A 19,660-nucleotide genomic window follows, 5' to 3' on the forward strand; every position below is an offset into this window, starting at 1 on the left:
CCCTCATGGTCGGGGTATGCTTGGCCTCATTATCCAGAGCCAACTTGGCCAGTAAGGGATTGGCATTGGACATCCCCACCGTAGAGTAGATCCCTGTCTGCCTCCAAATATCCCTCTGGATACGAGCAGAAAGCATATCTAGCTTGTCTTTGCGAGAGAGATTCTTGTCTGGGATGAAATAGTTGAGCGAACTAGTCAGGTCAATAAAGCCCTCATCGATAGAGTAGGGATAAATATCATCTGGACTCCCATAGTTTTGAAAGATTCGCTGGATTTCCATATTGACTGCGATGTACTCGTCCATCCGAGGAGGGACAATCAAGGTGACTTGGGCCCAATCTTCAATATAGCGCACATAGTCTGAATCTGTAGGCAATCCTTGCTTTCTGGCGTTATAGTAGGAAAATTTGCGGGTCTTGATATCAAAGGGCAGATCATAGGCCCGACCAACATTTGACTTACCAAAAATCTTCTTAAACATGGGGGAGGAGGCTAGGATAAGACCAGTTGAATTATCCGCGCGACTCATGACACAAAGTGAGGTCTTCAGCGGATGCAAGCCCCTTTTCACACACTCGACACTGGCATAAAAGGATTTCATATCGACAAAGGCAATGTCACTTTTGGGCTCTCTGGAATAATCAAAGTAGCCCATAGGCTAACCCTCCATCGGCACAAAATTCCCAACGATAATCCCCACAATCCGAGGATCTTCCTCGTAGGAGATGAAAATATCCTTGTATTTAGGATTGATAGAGACCAGACGCAAGCCATCTTCCTCACGATAAACCCGTTTGATATAGGTCTGGTTGTTGCAAACCACTGCATAAACTGCCCCATCGTAATCAAATCCTGTTTCCCGAATCAGAGCCACAGAACCATTTTGATATTTAGGCTCCATGGAATCCCCAGAGACCCAGGACGCAAAATCATGGGCTAGTTCCTCATTAAAGTAGACGGTGTCAAAATTCCGATCATCATAGACCGAAGCCCCGATCCCTGCTGACATGCGTTCATAGACACGATATTCGTAGAGTCGTTTTGGCATATCCACAACCTTCTGAGTTTGTTCCTCTTGAGCTAGGTTGCGAGCATAAAGCACAACCTTGTCCTTCCCTTGCTTGGAGAGGCTATTGTAGAGACGGACAATCTCAATCTGGGTGAAATAACCTTTTGCGACTTTTAGAATCTTCTCTAGCTGAGCAACCTTCTCCTTAGATGGTTCCTTAACCCCACGTTCCCAAGCGGAGTACGCCTGAAAACTAATCCCCAGTTGCTCTGCAATTTCTTTTTGTGTCAGTTTTAGCTCTTTTCTCCGAGCCTTGAGTTTTTCTGGTTGGTACATGATTCACCTCCTAGTGTGATGCTTTAATGGACATTATCTCCCTTAGAAAGACACATCGATGGTTGAGCTTACATTTCAAAACTCAACCATTTTGGTTTAGTTTTATTATATAAAAAAAGTGGACGATTGTCCACTGGGAAAATCAAGTTTAAACAGTACCACTTATCTATTCTAAACAAAAAAAGACATCCAAGAGAAAAATCTTGAATGTCTGGAAAGATTAGGACTCCCAGATAATTAATGTTTAGAGAACTGGCTAGCTTTACGAGCTTTCTTAAGATCTGGTTGGAAACACTTCATTTAAAGTAATTTTAGAATAACTTTGTAGCATTATTCCACCGTTTTTTACTTTTTCTATCAAAGAATAGAATCAAATTATATCAATTCTTCATACCACGTATTTTATTTATACTTCATCACTCTCCAATAATATGTTTTTTATATTTTTTAGCCCTACATTTGATATTTCAGAATCTGAAAATAGTTCAAATTTATATTTTATAAACATAGCACTACCATCATTATGTGTGGACATAATAATTTGATAGTCTGATAATGAATGTCTTATTAAATCAATTAAAGCATATACATTCATAGAATCCATATCTTGAATCGGATCATCAATTGATAAAAATTTGAACTCTTTGGAAATCTTAAATGTAGTATTTAGTGCCAAAGTGAAAGCAAATGAAATAACAGCTACTTGTCCAGAACTCAATTGATACATCACATCCTGCTCACTATTGCTATTTGCTATAAACCTGATATTAGAATTATTTTGAGTAGTTAGTAGAACTCCCATTCCTTGTTGGTAATTTTGTAAAATTTTAGCAGTATACATATAGAAGGGAAGCTTCAACTTTCGAATCATCTGTTCTTGGTAATATTTTATATTATTATTTAATTTCCTAACACGATCCTGAAGATAGGTAATCGTTTGTTCAATTATTTGAAGACGTTTCTCAATTTGGTTAGACATTGTTAAACTTTGTAATTCAAACTGGTTAATAATATACTCTCGTTTTTGATTTATACTTTCTATAGTACAGTTCTCAAAAGTTTTTTCCTTAGATGCAAAGTATTTATCAAATAGATGTTGTGAATCTAAACTTTTAGAATAATCAAATACTATTTGAGATCTAAGATCCCCTAAAAATACTAGCAACTTTTCTTTGTTCTCTTCAAATTTATTCAAGGAAATGGGCAAAAGGTCAAAAGAAATTTCATATTCCCTTATTGATTCTCCAGCTAAAATAGAATATTTTTCTAAAAGATTTTCAAAATTTACACTCTTCTTTACAACTCTAAGGAAAGTACTATAAACTTCCTTTGGAATCAATAGTTTTTCTTGCAATGAACTTATTAACTCTGTTTTCAAATTCTCAAACTCTTGTAACGAAGCACTCTCATCAACAAGCAAAGGCCTAATCTCTGAGTTCATTACAACTAAGTTGCTAAAAGACTCAGGAAAGTCATAATTACTTATGGATCGTATCACTGACAAAAAATCATCAGGAATAACAAAAAGTTTCTCTTGCTCCATTTGAATCTGATTTTGCAACTCCATTTTTAATTGATTTAATTCCTCAACCAAATTTGAAACTTCTATTTCAAAATTAGTCAAATTTTTACGTAGTTGATTCGTTGTTTCGTCATAGGCTATCAGTAAATTCTTGCTCTCTCCCCAATCATAGCCACAAAACACACATTCTGAATTTTTTTCATCACTATGTTCTTTTAGACGACTTCTTATCTCGAGTAACTTGTTAATCGAATTTGTACCATCATCCAGTTGCTCTTTTTTAATCTTGTAAGTTGATAACTTGGAATCAAACGTTTCAAGCCATACTTGACCAAATTCCAAATTTGGAAAACCGTTTAAAGAATTCTTAATTTTCTCTATATTAAGTTTATCAATTTCGACATCAAGCAGACTCTCTAGAATTCTTCCACGTTTAAACACTCTACTGTCATTTTCCAATGACTCTAGTTGTCCGATATAATTTTTAAGTAAAAAATAGGAATAATTTTTATCATTTGAAATTAAAGTATGATTTTGTTCAATATACTCTATATATTCCTGATTTTCAAGTATTTCTCTAACTATTAAGTAAATAGTAAAATCTTTATCATCCAGCACCTCTCGCTCAAACTGCTCACTTTGTTTTCTGAGGAAGTAATCCTTTGGAGAAAATGAATTTCGAAATTCTTGTAATTTATCAATTTCTGATAGATATATATTTAAACTTTCATTTGATAATTCATCATCAAAAACAATCGATTTATTGTTAAAAGCAAAGTCAGTATCTGCTCTAAGAGGTAATTTAGAATATGGAGTGTTATTCTTAATTGGAAAATTTTTTAGCTTATCCTTTTTTGCTTTTAGTTCATTTTCATTAGAGGATAAAACACTTCTTAAACGCTCCAATCGATTTTTTCTATTAACATAGTTTCCAATATTTAATAAAAAGTTCAATTGCTCCTTTCTATCTTTCTCCTTTTGCTTCAAATAATAAGCTGTTTCATCTTGTTGAATATAATGAAACAAATCAAAAGTATCACCTAATCTATAATCTTCTGATTCATATCCTAAAAACTGACTAATGACCTTTTGTATCTCTCTCTCACTTAAACTATCAAAGTCTTCAATAGGTTGAAATGAAATTCCTGGTCCAAACCGAACTGTTCTTTTAAATTTTGAAAATGAAAACTTTGGTACATTACTTCCCTCAGCATTCATACTATGCTTATAGAGACTAGATACTATCAAAGAACTACCTTCATCATTTGTCAACATTAGCTCAATGAATGTATCTTCATTAGGATTATTTTGAAAATAAGGAGTACTAAAACTACTTCTACCATCGCTATAATCGGACTCTTCAATTCGACGGATTTTTCCAGTTAATGATAACTCTATTGCGTCAAAAATTGTAGTTTTTCCAAATCCATTTGGTCCAACAAACAAAGTTACATTCTCTTGAAAATCAATAATTCTAGTTTCCTTTATATTTTTAAAGTTTTTTATTAAGATTTTTTTGATTTTCATGGTAATAATTCTCCTATTTCTAGTAAATCAGAAATAATTTGATCATCGGTAGAAATATCTTTTAGTGATTTTGATAATTTCTCATCAGTGTTCTTAGTATAAAAATCCAATAATCTATTATCTAATTCATCCTTATCATCCTGATACTGACTTTCTATACTTTGATAAATATCATTTCTTTTAGGGAGTGTGAAAAATGGTAGTTTTACTCCAATTTCCATAGCCATAAAATACGACTCACTAAAAAACATATCATCTTCAAAAGCATCAATACTAAATTCCAAGTAATTATAGAGTGCTTCATTAGTGGCTTTGTCTCGTAAATCCAATAACCCATTTCGAGTGTATAATATTATGAACTTTCTAAAATAATAATAGTCCTCTTCAATTAACAATATTGAGCCTTGGAGTTTTTCATCTTCAAACGCTTCTTTTAAATTATCAACTTCTACTAAAATAAATAGAGAGGTATTTTTCTTAATATTTTCGTGTTCTGATTTCAAAGATAGTCTCTCAAACTCTTTTATAACTTGTGAAGTCTTATCATCATCAAAAAAATTATGCAGATCATTAGAACTATATTGACTAACAATAAAATACTCTGAGTTTTGTGAGTTAGTATAGAAATCAAATTCTGTATCCAACTGGTTAAAATGGTTATTTTGTAAAAATTTTATAATGGTATCTCTCATATTAGTCCTCCGGTACCCTCAAACTCTTTTCTTTTGCTTTCTTAATGCTAATAAATTCCATATTCGGTTTAAAAATGTTATGTTGTACCCCAGTACTCCATTCTTCACGATATCTATTATCTAGCATGCCATCAAATTCATCAATTCTATTCCCAATATGCAACTCATCTATATCTCTATTAATAAGGAAATCATGATTAAAGGTAGCTTTTAAAAATTCTGAGTTATCAATAATATTTTTAATTACTGTTGCAATACAACCAGGAGATTCTTCAATATCAATTAAGGAGAATCTATAACTTTTTTCAACATCATCTAAAAAACTATAATGTTTAAACGAAAATTTTCGAACATCTTTTATCATAGAATAGAATATTTTTTCTAAGAGAGTAATATTAAATATTTTTGTAAAATCTTCATCTGACTTTGCATCGGGTAAAACCATTCTTACAAACTTATAAAACTCTTTTTTAGATAGCGACAGTAAATGATTGATTATTTTATCCATCGATTTGAAGACCTCTTCAGAAATATCAGTTGAAGAATAACGATGATATTTTTCCCAGCTATATGTCAAAGTATTCTTCATTTCATATACTTCATCTTTAGGAACTTCCTCCTCTATAATAGCAATTATTTCTCCAAAGGATATTTCTGGAAAAACAGATCCGTTGTGTGCTTTTCCAATGCTATGATCCAACAAAGAACCTACATACCTGAGATATACTTGCTTTAAATGTGAGACGCTATCATTCAATGGATTACCCTTTGATTTTAAAATTTCTTTTATTTCAGCTATACAATAATCTCTAATTGTATCATTTCTATCATCTTGAGACAGTGGGCAATAACAAATATTATTTTTTCTATCATATGGATATAATTTAATACAAGAATTATTATCGGTATAGTTTTTTCTTCGCCTATCCTTATTCAAATATTCATACCGAGGTAAATTAAAATCAATAACATCTACAATAACATGTAAATACCTTGCATCTGAAGGAACATCAACATATATATTATTCTCATCATCAAAAGAATGAATTTGAAAACCTTTTTTTATTTTTTCCTTCCTAACTTTTTTCCCATTCTCATCTGTAATTTCACGATATTCTCTCACGAAAACATTAAATAAAGTTGAGTATTTCTCTCTTGAAGTGCCATTAATATATGCTTTTACTTGATGTCTTGATACTACTCTCCCACCTTTATCAACAATATCAAAATCCTCAGCACTTTCATATCTTATAGCATAATCTTCAAAATTTTTTATTTTATTTTCAATGCACCATCGTAATTTTCTTAGTGCTACTAAAAAACCAACTTTTCCTTGATGGATATAACCACTCCAACTAGATGATGCATTCCTATTCTGATCAACATTTGAACTTGACATTAAACCTCCTTATGTATAAACATTTAAATAACATTAATACCCAAAATCAAATAGTTAACATCATTATATAACTTCTCAAGCAACTCGTCAACTCAATATCCACACACTATAACACTTACTAAGGAAATATTCCTCATTTTAAATTTTATTTTTTCTCTTTAATACATTCTTATTATACAATCTGTTCTAAAATTTTAATTTATGACATATTTTTGATGCATAATACCTCTCAATATACTAATATTGATATTTTTTCTTGAACTATACTAGCTAGATTTGAGGAAGATTACAACTTAAAAGATACAAATAACTCCTAGACTCTTTAAATAGAACAATTTAATCTATTCCATTTTCAACTAGAGATAACCTCATTAATTCAACATCTCTTGAAACCAATTCTCATCCCGATAATCAAGTCATTTTAGAACTATAAATCTCACATTATTTTAAGAATCACTTCAAAACAATTTGTTATCTTTACAAGTTAAAAAACTAAAATTAAACTTTATAAGAAATCTTTTGTAAAGAAAATTATAAAAATGGATATTTCTCCTCAACATTTGTTCTATAATCAAATTTTTCAGATAAACTTTTTTAAAGTAGAATAAATCAAAAAAACATCCAAGAAAATATTCTTGAATGTCTGGAAAGATTAGAACTCCATTAACCTTTTCAATGGACTGGAATTGATGATATTATGGTCTCCTTATCTCAAATACTGCCGTATGAACCCACTCATTATGAATGTGTAAGTCATTTTCTATCATTCTACTAAAGGTGAAACCATTTTTTAAAAGCACTCTCTGAGAGGCCAGATTATCCCTTGCCGTTCCTGCAATGATTCTATTGAAACCATAAGTCGTGAAGGCCTTGTCTAAAACGAGCTTAACCGCTTCGCTAGCATAGCCTAAATTGGTAACATTTTCCCCAATCCTATACCCAAGCTCTGCTGTTTTTCGATTACCCTCTAAGACACTTAAATTGATTCTTCCAACCATAACGCCTTGCGAATCTCTGATAAGATGCATGTAAACAGCACGGTTCCTTTGTTCCGCTAATAATTCCCTTGTAATTTCTTTAAAACTTCCTGGATCAAAATAGTTAGCTGGTCTAGGAGGTAAATTTCGTTCAAAATACTCTCAATTTTCTTTTTCAAAAGCATATACATCTAGACTATTTTCTTCAGACAATAGCTCTAAACTGATCATTGCAAAACTTCCCTTCTCTTCTTAGGTAAAATATTGTTAGACTGACCTAGGCCTAGCGACTCCTATTCTAATTTTTGCAACAGCTTTACAACTTGACGATTTTCAATCCTCACATAGTATACACCACTATCATTGATAAGTTTATCCTCTTTATACTTAGCAATCTTTACAGCATAAAGACCTCTTGGTAGGGGTTGATTGGCAAAAAACTCCTTCATGAGCCTTTCAAGCTCTTTTAGATAGTCATCATACAAGAGATCTCTTTTTTCTTTTGGAACGAAATACTGAAATTCAAATATTGGTATAAAAATCTCTTTTTGGAAAAGATATTGAGCATCCATGGGATACATTCCTTGCAGTGCTTGCCCCTTGCTTTGATCTTCCTCTAATATTTCATTATAAAGATGGATATTGTCAGATTGGTTATTAAATTCAAAACCAATACCTTGATACTTCAAATCCGGCAGTTTAGGATCTTTGATTGAACTGTCCAGTGTTTTTAAAAATTCGCTGGTGCCTGGACTAACTTCAATCCCTAAATAGGCTAATTCTGGGAAAATATTATAAATTTTTTTATCATTTTTGTAATCAACCTCTGCATCTGTCTTTCTATATGTTTTATTTTCCGAAAAACAAGTATAATATTTAAATCGAGTTTTAACCTGATAGGTTTTTCCGGCTATATTTTCACTATAGGTATCATGGATTATAAATCCTCCCACGCTTGTATAGTTTTTCTCGTATTTTTCTAACTCAAACTGTCCTGTAAGACCGTAATTTTGATAAGAACGATGTACAGCTTGCTCAATCTCAGTTCGACTTGCATGGGCAAACAGTCCCCACATATCCATTAGAGAAAAAATTGGACTGAACACTGTGAAGATTACGATTGGGATCACTATGGATAAGCAACCTATTAATAGCCAATTTCTTTTCTTGGCGTTTCCCTCAGATTTTTTAGCAGTTTTCTGTTTCCTTGTTAAGATTAGAATGAGCAAAACCAAAATCCCTAATACTAATAAAACCAATCTACACTCTCCTTTTACTTCGGACAGTTGTTAACAGGTAGATAGGAGACTGACAGAAATACTCATCTCACCTGCTAACTTATCCTGAATTCCATTTTTCCTGCCTAGCATATGAGACATTGCATTGAAATCACAATATTCTCCCACACCAGATGCTTTCTAAGCAATTAGAATCAAATGAACTCCGAGGGAACGCCCAACCCGAGCACTGGACACTTGCTCCATGACAATTCAGGTAGGTAGACCTTGAACACCATAAACTCGTCTGAAATGAGGAACAGTCCTTATCTCATTATACCATATGATAGATATTGTTAGAAGATGAGAGAAGCAAACACTCCTTGACAGGAAACATAAAAAAGAACACCCCGAAAGGTGTTCTTTGCAAGTATAGTAATTCTCTCGAATTAACGTTTACTAAACAAGCAGGAATGACATTAAAAGATATTTCTAAAGCTCTAACACATAGCGACACAGGTACAACACAGATTTATGTCAACACTTCAAATGTAATCCCAATGGCTGTTGGAGAAATTGCCTTTCGTAATCTTAAAAAGTAATGGTGTGAATTTGGTGTGAAAAGTGGTGTGAATTTTGCTAAAAATCATCAAAAAAACACCTCATGGTGTGAACCATGAAGTGTTGTAAATGCTGTATTGTAGCTGGTTCTTAACGTTTTGAGAACTGGCTAGCTTTACGAGCTTTCTTAAGACCTGGTTGGAAACACTTTTATTTGAATAAGTTTCAATATCCGCTTAAAATCAATGTTTTCCCACGTTTTCAGAAAGAACGATTTTATCTAATTTGAATAACTTTCAGTTGAATGGTGTGAATTTTACCCTAAAAATACACAAATTGAGCTAGATTTTACCAAAAAGTTCACACCATTTAAATTGTTATTGTTTTGTACACTTTTAATAGATAAATTCTAAAATATAGTACAACAATAAACTCATGAGACCTAAAATAGTGAAAACTGTAAGTAAGTACACTGACAAAAAACCATGAGATTCTATATGCTACTGTCATCTTAACAAAGTAACAGATTAAGATAGATACCTATGTGGAATTAGGGAGAAATTTTTTTCAAATTGCAACTAAGATTGGTAGCCATCGTTTTATTATCAGTAGAATGGTGAAATGTTGTTCAAGACAGTATTTAGCTAAAAGAGATTAAAAATCTTATGAAGGTTTAGCTAAGAAAAGCATCTTGAATGCCGAAACTAAAAGAGAAATAGGGACTACTCTAAAAGCTTAATAGTCTCCAAAAGCAGATACAAGATTTTTTTAAATTAAATAATAGACAGACAGTGACTTTTAAAACAATTTACAATTGGATTTATAGTGGTATGATTCAGATTGAATTATCAACATTAAGATGATAAGGGATAAGCAGGCAAGTTCAAGAAGCTAGAATGCTATCAAACATTAATTGGAATATTATAATGCCCCATCATGTTATCTTTTGTATATTATAAATTGATCTTTATAAATTTTTGTTTCATCCATCTGTATAACCGATACTCTATCAAAACTTGATCTATCTAATGTTAAGAATGAAGTCCCTACGATTTTTTGTGTATTTAAAGGATTTGTTGTCATAAAAAGATTAACCTCTTTATAGGCGTTAACTATTTTTTGCGTTTCTTCTCGAACTGTACTAACTAATTTAGGATTGTTATATCTGTTACCACTATACTTTCGTTGTGATGAAATTTTTACTGTTGTATTTTCCAAATAGTCAGCTGCTAACTTTTCTAAAGGAATATCATATATATCACACACTAATAAATTGACAACCTTATTCTTTTTGTTTTCAATTGGATACTCAACAATAATTTCTCCTTTAAATTTGTCGTATTGCACAACAGATGATTCGGAGATAAACTCTGAAAAAACTCCATTAATAATAAGTTCAAACTGCATTGGTATTGAGACACCTATAAGTTGTAACTTTCGATAACCTAATATATTTGCTGCGATCCACAGTCTTTTATAACAGTTATGAAGATATACAGAATGACCATCATTAAATATTCGTTCCGCATTATTTTTTCTGAAAATCATCAATAATGAAGTAAAGATTAATAAATAAAGAATTGTATAAGTAGCGATAGAATTATCAGGAATTATTTCAAAAATAGCTCTTGTAAAAAGATTGGTATTTGATATTTTTTCAACTTCAACTAGGGTCAAACTCTTCCCAATCAGATCGCAAATCAGAATTGGAAATATAAAAATTAATACTAATGGTAAATAAAATTTTTGAGACCAAAAAAAACATTTCTTAAATAATTTATTTTTTCTATTCATACGTATCTATACATCCTTAAAATAGATTAGAGTTGATTGCCACTTATTTGATTCCCTAAAGTAGAATCTACCAGCCCGAAGTCCAACTATCAAAAAGAATAATCTGTCATCATTATCTGAGATAACTTTTTCCCATGAGTTAATGTCGACACAAGATGCAGTAGGTATATCTTCAGGATGGGTATGCCATTCTCCAATTAAACTTATAAAACCTGAACTTTTACCAAAATAATCATCTGCAAATTTCTGATGGTTTGGAGAAGTTTTTGAAAATTTAAATCTACTTCTTAAATCATTATCCTGTGGTTCTGAAAAATTTATAATAAGTATCGAATTATTTAAAAGTCTCTTACCAACAAAAATACCACCTGCTTCAGGTTCAAAACCCAGTTGTCTAAACTCTAGTAATGAATTTAAAATATCAGATGGTATTACAATTTGATATTTATTGTTCAGATTTACATATATCAACTTTATACTCTCCGTTACACTCTGGACAAGATGTATTTGTTCTTAAAGCAACATTTAATAAATCACTGTTTTTTAAACAATTGTAGTATCGAACACTATATGTAAACCCTTCTTTTCCAAACTGTTTATCTGAACCAATTTCTGATACTAATCTGTTTTCAGAAGAAAATTCTCCATACAAGTACTGTAAATATACTTCTATAGCTTTATTTGCCAAAGAACTAGGCGCAATAACATTATAAGGAATAAATGAAGAATAACAGCTAGCTAGACGCTTTTCAAATATTTGATTTTTCTCTGCAAAAGAAGCTCTATTATTAACAAGATGCCCATCTTCATAATTCATACACATATAGCATCCATTATTTTGTGGAGAAACTAGTAGGTTATGATACCCAACTCCATATGGATCTAACCAGCAATACAATACCGTTTTTCCAATCTTTCTGAAAAAATGATTAATTTCAAAATTTGTTTTGGTATCTCCGACACAAGAAAAAACAAAATCATATTCATGAAATAAATTTGGATTCTTTCGAACTATTTCTTGAAATCGGATACCCTCACATTCAATTACTAAATCTGGATTTTCTTTTTTCAATTTATCTTCTAGAGCGTCTACTTTTTGAATATAGTCTATTACACTATCCATACCTAAGTAGTGCCTTGAAATGTTATCCACCGTTAAAAAATCAGGATCTATTAAAAGAAGTTTCGCTATACCCATTTTAGATAAATTGTTTGCAACAAATGATCCTACAGATCCAAGTCCAATAATGACTACTTTTTTATTCAGAAAATCATATTCTTGGGATGTCCTACTCACTCTATACTCCTTGTCGAATCTTGTAACATATACTGGAGTAATCTTGAAACTCCCATTTTTTGACTTCTTAGCCTTAGAACCAATTCTTTTTCTATCTTTATTTTTTTGTGGTACCTTATTATCAATTTTAAATGGATATTTGGAAGTTTCAGACTCAAAACTCGCACCAAACAAAACATAATCATTATCAGATATAGGAAGTGATAAAATTAATATGAATGACTTTTGTTTCATTTTACACCACTTTTGGAAGCGGCGTCTAACCCCCGAAGATAGATTTCCTGTAATCAATTTCTTAAATGTTGCTTCTGTTAGTTCATTCAGGGGATTAGGAGGAAGCACAGAATTCGAATCTTTAAGTGGCAGTATATAAACATCTCTGCTATTTTTAGATTGTGGTGCAACACTCTCTTTGAGTTGTGAATCATAATTAAAAAGATGGAATTTCTGATTCGACAGGACTAATTCATGTTCCTCAAATGTACTGACCTTGGATAAATAACTTCGAATAGCTATGTATTTTGTTTTTGACTTCAAACAACTGATATGCCAATATGACAAAAACTCTTTCCTGAGCTCTTCGGTCATTTTGGGTGTATCCCAACTATCCAGTAATTCCTTTACTTTTTCACAGCAATCTTTCAATAATCTACGCGAATTGTTAAAGTCCCAAATTAAATTATCTTCTGAAATGTAACACAACTTCCCTTCGGAACCGACATGACTATACCATTTATTAAAATCCATATAATTTGAAAGATAGAATTCAGGAAGTGAATGGGGAAAGTCATTAAAAATGATAATTTTTAAGATAAATTTTTTATATTGATAAAAGTAACATTCCTTATCTTCGAACTCCAAGTTCTCTAAAGGTAATTCGTCAAAGTACATCTGAAATATTTCTTTTTTTTCTAACATACGTGCCTCTAAGCACTCGGATAATCACTGATTATAGCTCGAGTTCCAAAGTTTTCTGCTGTCTCTTTTTGTTCAATAACAGGAAAATCATCACCAAACTGTTTACTCAATATTTTTGTAGACTCACTTAAATCAGCAGAATCTATTGCTTCGTCTAGTGAATCTCTCAATTTTTCTAATTTATTCTTAAAGGCTTCCATTTGTATATTTGATACCCTTTCATATACATCCGTATATGGCTTAACCGGTAAGAAAACCTCTAATCTCGGATAAAATAAGTTTCTATCAACATCATATGTATTCGAAAATGAATTAATCATAGTGTTTACTAAATTTCTTAAAGCTGAAATATCATCATAAGTAGTGTTCCCAGATAAATAGTCTACTTTTTTGCTTACAGAAAAATTATTGACAGCAAAAACTGAAATCCCAATGCCTGTCGGTCTATTATCTTGATTTTTAAATTTGAGATCTTTCCATCTTTTTAAGTAACGAATTACTCTCCGAAATTGGTTTCTGTCTTCGGAGTTCTCCATAGCATTATTAATTTTTTTCGTTAATTCTACAGGATCCGCTTCCTCCCATTTAATGTTTTCATCAGTACTATTCAGTTTTCCCCTGGCTAAAAAATAGTTATCATTTTCAGTACAATACACCGCTATATCAATATGAACACTATCTTCAGGAAATGATACTGTCACACATGGATTTTTTACTTTAACTCTATTTTCACCAAATTCGGAGACTAACGCATCAAAAATAAAATTCTTTACCTCTTTAGGAGAATACGAATATCTATCAACATCGATTTTTAAACCTCTATCTAAGTCATAATCCCCTTCATCAATTGGCAAAATACCCGTGTGAGTTGAGTAACTTCCTTGATTGAAAAAGCTTTTTCCAAATTCTGAAACACCTTTATTTATTGCTTCTTCAACCTCTTTACGTTTGTCAATTAATACCTTTTTGTCGTCAGCGTCTAGCTTAATGGTATCGTGAAATTTAATAAACTGTGACTGTATAGTTGGCATGAGTCCCTCCTTAAATTAAATTGTTATATCTAACTTTTATTATATCACTTTATACGATTATTTCTTGAGTTTCCAATTAATTATCTTACCTAAATATGATTTTAGAAAATACCACTATTACCGTTCTTCCATCACAAATCTCTCAACCGTCCCTGTCCCATCTTCAACATCTCTTCCTCCACCTTACTCCATTTTCCGAAGAGGCATTCGTGTAGAACTTCTGCTGCTGAGGTTTCGTCTACTTGCGAATCATAGACGCACGATTGATCTCTTTGAAAAATTTGAATTTGATTAAAAATATTGTCATTTTCTAACTCTCGTAAGTTATCAACTAAATGTTCTACAATTCCATCATGGTGCTCTTTGGGAGTCGCTCTTGCTTGACTAGGATCTATGGCGTAGAGCTCCTCATAACGTATCAAGGTACTGAGATAAGACAATTCTGGCTTGGTCGCAATCAGTGCAAGTGAGACTTGATATCCTCTAGTTGCCAATAATTGGGCCGTTTTTCGGGGAACTTCTGTTGTCCTCAAGGTACCCTCGATTAACAAATGATAACCTTTTTTACTCAACTCATCTACAAGATATTCAACCATTTGTCCCGCGAATACTTTGGTATAATCCACACTATCTTTGCCATACTTTTTCTGTAGGCCAAGGTAGTTCGGATGAAAAGAGCGATAACTATCTCCATCAATGATAATGATATTACCTTGAAATTCACTTTGTTTAATACGATGAATCGTTGTTTTCCCAGCACCACTCTGTCCACCAAGTAAAATAGCCTTAGGCTGAGATGAGGTTGTTTTTCCACGAGTTAAAGAACGAACGAGTCGTTTGGAGGCTCGATCAAAATTATCTTGACTAAATTCTTCTAGTTTCATTAAGCCACCACCAGATGAGTAGCTTGTTCTAGCATACGTTCAATGCCATCCAAATAGCCATTATATCGCTCTACATCCTCAAAAGCTGAAACAAGATAAATCTTCGTGTTAATCAAATCAGAAAGATCATCGCTCATTAGAACCCAAGGATTATTAGCATCATCAAATGAAATTTCTAGTTCATCTTGTAAACGATAAAGTTGCGCTAAGATATTCGCCCCTCGTTCTTTAATCACTTCAATTTTCAGAGTTAACTGATAATCTTCTACTGGTGTGAGCATTTTTTCCTCCCCTACGATATCGATATAAGAAACATTAAATTTCTTGCAGATACGATCTATTAATTCTGTCGAAACTCGACTTGTCCCATTTTCATAACGACTCAGACTATTTCTAGAGATACCAACAATCTTTGCAAACTCAGGCTGGGTTAATTTATGTGTTTTACGTAACGTTTTTATATTTTCTCCAATCATGTAACTCCTCCTTTTATTTATTTCTATTATAGCAAAAAAAAGAGAAATGCACCATTTTTGGTGCGTTTTTGCCTATAGATAGAATACCTCATATTCAGTTATTAAAGAAAAAGTACTATAAGGCTATTAAAAACATCTTTGAGAATCTAAAAAAGTAAGAAAACTACAATCGAAAACAAATTGGAGATAGGAATCTATGGTATACTAGTGATAATAAATAGTTATCGGTAGGAGAAAGATGAAAAAACTAAAAAACAATTTATTTCTGATTTTAGTGCGGCAATGTTAGAAAATAATGCAGCAATTTTTGCTGGTGCAGGACTTTCTGTTCCCTCAGGTTATGTAAACTGGAAAGAATTATTACGGAAATTTTCTGATTCGATTGGACTAAATATTGATAAAGAGTATGACTTAATTTCAGTTGCACAATATTACAAAAATTCTGCACAATCAAAAAATCAGATTTCACAAAAATTAATACAAGAATTTACAAAAGACTCTAAAGATAATAATTTGCTAACACTGTTAACGAGCATGCCCATTGAAACTTTTTGGACAACTAATTATGACCACTTAATTGAAGATAATTTGAAGAAAGCTGGAAAACGTGTAGACATCAAGATTGATAATAATGATTTGTCAATTACCCCTCCAAATATTGATGCGACTGTCTATAAATTTCATGGAGATATTTCTAGACCCTATGAGGCAATATTGACTCGTGATGATTACGAGAGTTTTGATAAGAGTCACAAACTTTTTATTCAAACACTACGCGGAGATCTGATTAGTAAAACATTTGTATTTGTAGGATATAGTTTAAATGATCCAGATATTCAGCAAATTCTAAGCAAAATTAGATTATTAATCGGAGAAAATATTAGGATGCACTATTGTTTTAGGAAAACTTTGACCATTGATATGTTTGAAAATTCCCAAGACCCTGAAAGTGAATTAGAATACGGAAAGATAAAACAAGAGCACGAAATAAATGATTTAAAAAGATATGGTATTCATACTATTTTGATTGAAGATTATAATGAGATTGATGAACTATTTAATCAATCTTATAAGTTATGTTTAACTAATAGTGTATTTATTGCTGGAAGTTGTAGAAATTATGGAGAATGGGATGAAGATAGTGCTACTGAGTTCCTATATCTTTTAGGATATAAATTAATTGCTAATGAAATTATAGTAGGTAACGGTAATATAGAAGGTGTAGGACCACAGGTGATTAATGGCGTGATGACCGCTATTAATGATAAAAATCTTGATATTTCGAAATATCTAAAAATTAAAACTCTCCCATTAATTAAAGGTAGCGATAAACATATTGATAGTTCGGCAAAGAAAAGATTCCAAGATAATATGATATCAGAAGCAGGTATAGTTATATTTGTCTTTGGAAATCAATACTATGACGGAACTTTATCTAACTCCAAGGGAGTACTAGAAGATTTTGACAGGGCTATAAAGCAAAATAGATTTATTATTCCCGTAGGTTCAACTGGTTGGAGCTCTTTAGAAGTATACAAAACACTTTTATCTGAAATTGATAAATATTCTTACCTCACTCCTTTTCTAGATAAGCTACTGATAGAAAAAGATCCTGAAATTTTATCTCAAACTATTATTGATTGCATTAAGCACATCAGAGATGCTTACATCATGGATAAACTTTAATAATAAATCAGTATATAAAGCTTTTTACTTTAATAAAAACAGAAGATTCACCATTTAATTTCAATTTGGTGGATCTCTGTTTTTTAGTTTTATATGTTTAATGTTCTCTAAGGCTATTTTGAACATTTATAGAAACGTCTTAATATATATTTCTTGGATGATTTCCAATATTTTAAAATGGTACTCCCCTTGGAAATCTTTCCTAAATAAACGTTCTTTTAATAGTCTGGTTATTGCAATACAAAACAAGATTTCATGTGTTAGTTTAAAATTCCCCAACTGTTTTTGTTTTCTCAAATATTGAGAGAAGTTATCTAGGATAAAAATAGCATCAATACTATTTACAGTAGTATGTCGAATTTGTTCTAATAAAAAATTACCAACATAACTGTCAATTGAAAAATTAGAAATATTTCTGCAAATAATATTGTTCAAATGCAGCAATATAAAGCGATCTACGATATAATCAGTTTCTTTTAACGATGATACCGTTAATAAATTATAATTTTTTAAGAAAGTATATTCATTAGGAATATCTTCTTTTTTTATTTTATACAATATTGGAAAAAAAGGAATCCTTTTCTTCATCGCATAATCTAGCTCTTTTATACACCATGCTTTGTTAAAGAATGTTTCATCGAATATAAAAATAATTCCATAATAATCAGCACTTTTATCGAGTACAGTATATAGATTATCAATTATTTCATCTCCAATGTTAATTTCAAATTTGTCAATCCAGGTTTTTAATCCTATTTCATTTAACGTATTATTCAGATTATTTACAAATTCGTAGTAAATATCTCTTGAATAACTTATGAAATATTGAAATTCTCTCACATCTCTCTCCTACCGATAACTATTTATTATCGCTATACAAAGCATCCAAATAAGTTTATAATATCATGATTATTGATAAAGGAGTTATTCATGGATTATACACTTATTTCTACTTTCTTAGACCACTGCGAAACTCATAGACGCTTAAGTTCACATACGATTAGAGCTTACAAAAATGATATTTTGCAATTTTACAATTCAAATTACACCCGTGTGGAAACCTATGTTGAACATTTGATAAAATCCAATCTTAAATCTAATACATTACGTCGCAAAATCGCTAGTTTGAAGGTGTTTTACAGCTACTTAAAATATCAGAATTTAGTTGATGAGAATCCTTTTAATCAATTACGTTTTCAATTTAGAACGGAAAAAATATTACCTAAAACAATTCCTTATGACATTTTGAAAAGTATTTTTTCACATTTAGAAGAGAAAGTTACCTATTCAAAATCTAAATATCAAAAACAAAAAGCTGAAAGAAATTTGCTAATCATTTCCCTATTGATTTCAACTGGTATTAGGGTTTCCGAACTTTGTCATATTCATCTCAAAAATATTAATCTTTCAAATAGGACTGTCCATATTATGGGAAAAGGTAAGAAAGAACGTATCCTATTTTTAGGAGATCAAATAACATTTAGCTTACTAGAAACATATATAAATAACTACTGTTTTCAATCCAGTGACTACCTATTCCCTGGAAAATATTCTATCAAACCATTGTCAGAGCAAAGTGTACGTTTAATTCTAAATACCCTTGTTAAACAACATAACTTAACTACACCTATTACTCCCCATATGTTTAGACATAGTTTCGCAACAATGCTTCTAGATAGTGATGTAGATATTCGATACATTCAACAAATTCTTGGACATAGTTCTATCTCAGTCACACAAATCTATACTCATGTATCTCAGTCAAAGCAAAAAGAAATTCTAACTCTGTATAATCCCATCGCTTCGATTCATTCACAGTCAAAAAAATAGGGCTACCTTCATGGAGGTAGTCCTATCCTGAATAATTAAGTCCAGTATCATCACGGGCTTCGCCGTTATAGGCAAAGGGTTTGCCTGTTGTATCTGTGCTTGTCTTTCTTGCCCCATAGAGGTTATAGCTAGTTGAGGCGACGGCTTGTCCATCCTTGGTCAAACCTGTCACAGAGCCTGACTGGTTAGTCAAGTAGTTGTAGCTGTCACCTGTTTGGTTGTTGAGGTAGCTGGTTCTTCCCTTGCCATAGCTATAGGTCTCACGAGCCTTGCCATCATGGTCATAGGTTTCGAGGACTTCTGTATGTTCACGATTGACATCGTTGACATAGTTGCGTTCCTCGTAGTAGTTGTAGGTGTCCTCTCGTGTGGTATAAGGGATCAGGACATCCTGAACCTGACTGGCATAGGTCACTTCTCCCTGACCCGGTAAGTTCCCGAGTTCTGGTGGGTTGACAACGATACCCTCCTTGGTCGCTCGGTCCTTAGCCACTTTCTGGTGGT

The 19,660-nt window shown here is 31.9% G+C and carries 15 protein-coding genes and 3 pseudogenes; 3 read left to right on the top strand and 15 right to left on the bottom strand.

Translation table 11 applies throughout. From position 1 onward, the window contains the following. The 7 genes and pseudogenes from SORDD24_RS08870 to SORDD24_RS08900 form a co-directional block, all read right to left on the bottom strand. Nucleotides 1–655: pseudogene (locus SORDD24_RS08870) on the bottom strand (DNA polymerase); the annotation flags it as partial. 3 nt (nt 656–658) lie between these two features. Then, nucleotides 659–1,345, bottom strand: a complete 687-nt coding sequence (locus SORDD24_RS08875) for a helix-turn-helix domain-containing protein (protein ID WP_061409686.1) — start codon at nt 1,343–1,345, stop codon at nt 659–661. A gap of 406 nt (nt 1,346–1,751) precedes the next feature. Then, nucleotides 1,752–4,394: an AAA family ATPase gene (locus SORDD24_RS08880; RefSeq protein ID WP_061409688.1), complete on the bottom strand. Its 2,643-nt coding sequence runs from the start codon at nt 4,392–4,394 to the stop codon at nt 1,752–1,754. After that, complete coding sequence (locus SORDD24_RS08885) at nt 4,391–5,086, bottom strand: ABC-three component system middle component 1 (protein ID WP_061409690.1); 696 nt, start codon at nt 5,084–5,086, stop codon at nt 4,391–4,393. The genes SORDD24_RS08880 and SORDD24_RS08885 overlap by 4 nt, the downstream gene beginning before the upstream one ends. Nucleotide 5,087: 1 nt before the next feature. After that, a complete protein-coding gene (locus SORDD24_RS08890) occupies nt 5,088–6,485 on the bottom strand; it encodes an ABC-three component system protein (RefSeq protein WP_061409692.1) in 1,398 nt (465 codons plus the stop codon). A gap of 695 nt (nt 6,486–7,180) precedes the next feature. Next, nucleotides 7,181–7,693: pseudogene (locus SORDD24_RS08895) on the bottom strand (GNAT family N-acetyltransferase). A 62-nt stretch (nt 7,694–7,755) separates the two neighbouring features. Next, nucleotides 7,756–8,721, bottom strand: a complete 966-nt coding sequence (locus tag SORDD24_RS08900) for a hypothetical protein (protein WP_061409694.1) — start codon at nt 8,719–8,721, stop codon at nt 7,756–7,758. 410 nt (nt 8,722–9,131) lie between these two features. Between SORDD24_RS08900 and SORDD24_RS11210 the strand changes: the two are divergent. Further along, nucleotides 9,132–9,281, top strand: a pseudogene (locus tag SORDD24_RS11210) (site-specific integrase); the annotation flags it as partial. An 898-nt stretch (nt 9,282–10,179) separates the two neighbouring features. On the opposite strand, the gene SORDD24_RS08910 reads toward SORDD24_RS11210, so the two are convergent. From SORDD24_RS08910 to pezA, 6 genes are all read right to left on the bottom strand, one after another. Continuing rightward, nucleotides 10,180–11,034, bottom strand: a complete 855-nt coding sequence (locus SORDD24_RS08910; protein WP_061409698.1) for a hypothetical protein — start codon at nt 11,032–11,034, stop codon at nt 10,180–10,182. A 6-nt stretch (nt 11,035–11,040) separates the two neighbouring features. Then, entirely contained in the window at nt 11,041–11,505 is a 465-nt protein-coding gene (locus SORDD24_RS08915) for a Mov34/MPN/PAD-1 family protein (RefSeq protein WP_049538125.1), read from the bottom strand. Continuing rightward, nucleotides 11,480–13,249 (bottom strand): ThiF family adenylyltransferase, encoded by a 1,770-nt coding sequence (locus tag SORDD24_RS08920; RefSeq protein ID WP_049538124.1) that lies wholly within the window; start codon nt 13,247–13,249, stop codon nt 11,480–11,482. The genes SORDD24_RS08915 and SORDD24_RS08920 overlap by 26 nt, the downstream gene beginning before the upstream one ends. An 8-nt stretch (nt 13,250–13,257) precedes the next feature. Continuing rightward, the gene (locus tag SORDD24_RS08925) at nt 13,258–14,280 is read right to left on the bottom strand and encodes a nucleotidyltransferase domain-containing protein (RefSeq protein WP_049538123.1); all 1,023 of its coding nucleotides are present in this window, start codon (nt 14,278–14,280) and stop codon (nt 13,258–13,260) included. Between the two features lie 131 nt (nt 14,281–14,411). Beyond that, nucleotides 14,412–15,164, bottom strand: a complete 753-nt coding sequence (pezT, locus tag SORDD24_RS08930) for a type II toxin-antitoxin system toxin PezT (protein ID WP_061409700.1) — start codon at nt 15,162–15,164, stop codon at nt 14,412–14,414. Then, a complete protein-coding gene (gene pezA / locus SORDD24_RS08935; RefSeq protein WP_049538120.1) occupies nt 15,164–15,640 on the bottom strand; it encodes a type II toxin-antitoxin system antitoxin PezA in 477 nt (158 codons plus the stop codon). The genes pezT and pezA overlap by 1 nt, the downstream gene beginning before the upstream one ends. 282 nt (nt 15,641–15,922) lie before the next feature. Between pezA and SORDD24_RS08940 the strand changes: the two genes are divergently transcribed. After that, nucleotides 15,923–17,326, top strand: coding sequence for an SIR2 family protein (locus SORDD24_RS08940; RefSeq protein ID WP_061409702.1), 1,404 nt, complete (start codon nt 15,923–15,925; stop codon nt 17,324–17,326). Nucleotides 17,327–17,452: 126 nt separating this feature from the next. On the opposite strand, the gene SORDD24_RS08945 is transcribed toward SORDD24_RS08940, so the two are convergent. After that, nucleotides 17,453–18,166 (bottom strand): toll/interleukin-1 receptor domain-containing protein, encoded by a 714-nt coding sequence (locus SORDD24_RS08945; RefSeq protein WP_061409705.1) that lies wholly within the window; start codon nt 18,164–18,166, stop codon nt 17,453–17,455. A gap of 90 nt (nt 18,167–18,256) precedes the next feature. Between SORDD24_RS08945 and SORDD24_RS08950 the strand changes: the two genes are divergently transcribed. Further along, nucleotides 18,257–19,156 (top strand): tyrosine-type recombinase/integrase, encoded by a 900-nt coding sequence (locus SORDD24_RS08950; protein ID WP_061409707.1) that lies wholly within the window; start codon nt 18,257–18,259, stop codon nt 19,154–19,156. Between the two features lie 22 nt (nt 19,157–19,178). On the opposite strand, the gene SORDD24_RS11365 is transcribed toward SORDD24_RS08950, so the two are convergent. After that, nucleotides 19,179–19,660: hypothetical protein (locus SORDD24_RS11365; protein WP_196757294.1), on the bottom strand; the 482-nt coding region annotated here is incomplete at its 5' end.

The organism is Streptococcus oralis, from assembly GCF_001579175.1.
Classification (GTDB): domain Bacteria; phylum Bacillota; class Bacilli; order Lactobacillales; family Streptococcaceae; genus Streptococcus; species Streptococcus oralis_O.

Bases quoted from the DNA above. Each gene is read 5' to 3' on its own strand.
- SORDD24_RS08920 (WP_049538124.1), bottom strand. From the start codon at position 13,249: ATGTTAGAAAAAAAAGAAATATTTCAGATGTACTTTGACGAATTACCT.
- pezA (WP_049538120.1), bottom strand. From the start codon at position 15,640: ATGATTGGAGAAAATATAAAAACGTTACGTAAAACACATAAATTAACC.
- pezT (WP_061409700.1), bottom strand. From the start codon at position 15,164: ATGAAACTAGAAGAATTTAGTCAAGATAATTTTGATCGAGCCTCCAAA.
- SORDD24_RS08880 (WP_061409688.1), bottom strand. From the start codon at position 4,394: ATGAAAATCAAAAAAATCTTAATAAAAAACTTTAAAAATATAAAGGAA.
- SORDD24_RS08885 (WP_061409690.1), bottom strand. From the start codon at position 5,086: ATGAGAGATACCATTATAAAATTTTTACAAAATAACCATTTTAACCAG.
- SORDD24_RS08940 (WP_061409702.1), top strand. From the start codon at position 15,923: ATGTTAGAAAATAATGCAGCAATTTTTGCTGGTGCAGGACTTTCTGTT.
- SORDD24_RS08890 (WP_061409692.1), bottom strand. From the start codon at position 6,485: ATGTCAAGTTCAAATGTTGATCAGAATAGGAATGCATCATCTAGTTGG.
- SORDD24_RS08875 (WP_061409686.1), bottom strand. From the start codon at position 1,345: ATGTACCAACCAGAAAAACTCAAGGCTCGGAGAAAAGAGCTAAAACTG.
- SORDD24_RS08925 (WP_049538123.1), bottom strand. From the start codon at position 14,280: ATGCCAACTATACAGTCACAGTTTATTAAATTTCACGATACCATTAAG.
- SORDD24_RS08950 (WP_061409707.1), top strand. From the start codon at position 18,257: ATGGATTATACACTTATTTCTACTTTCTTAGACCACTGCGAAACTCAT.
- SORDD24_RS08910 (WP_061409698.1), bottom strand. From the start codon at position 11,034: ATGAATAGAAAAAATAAATTATTTAAGAAATGTTTTTTTTGGTCTCAA.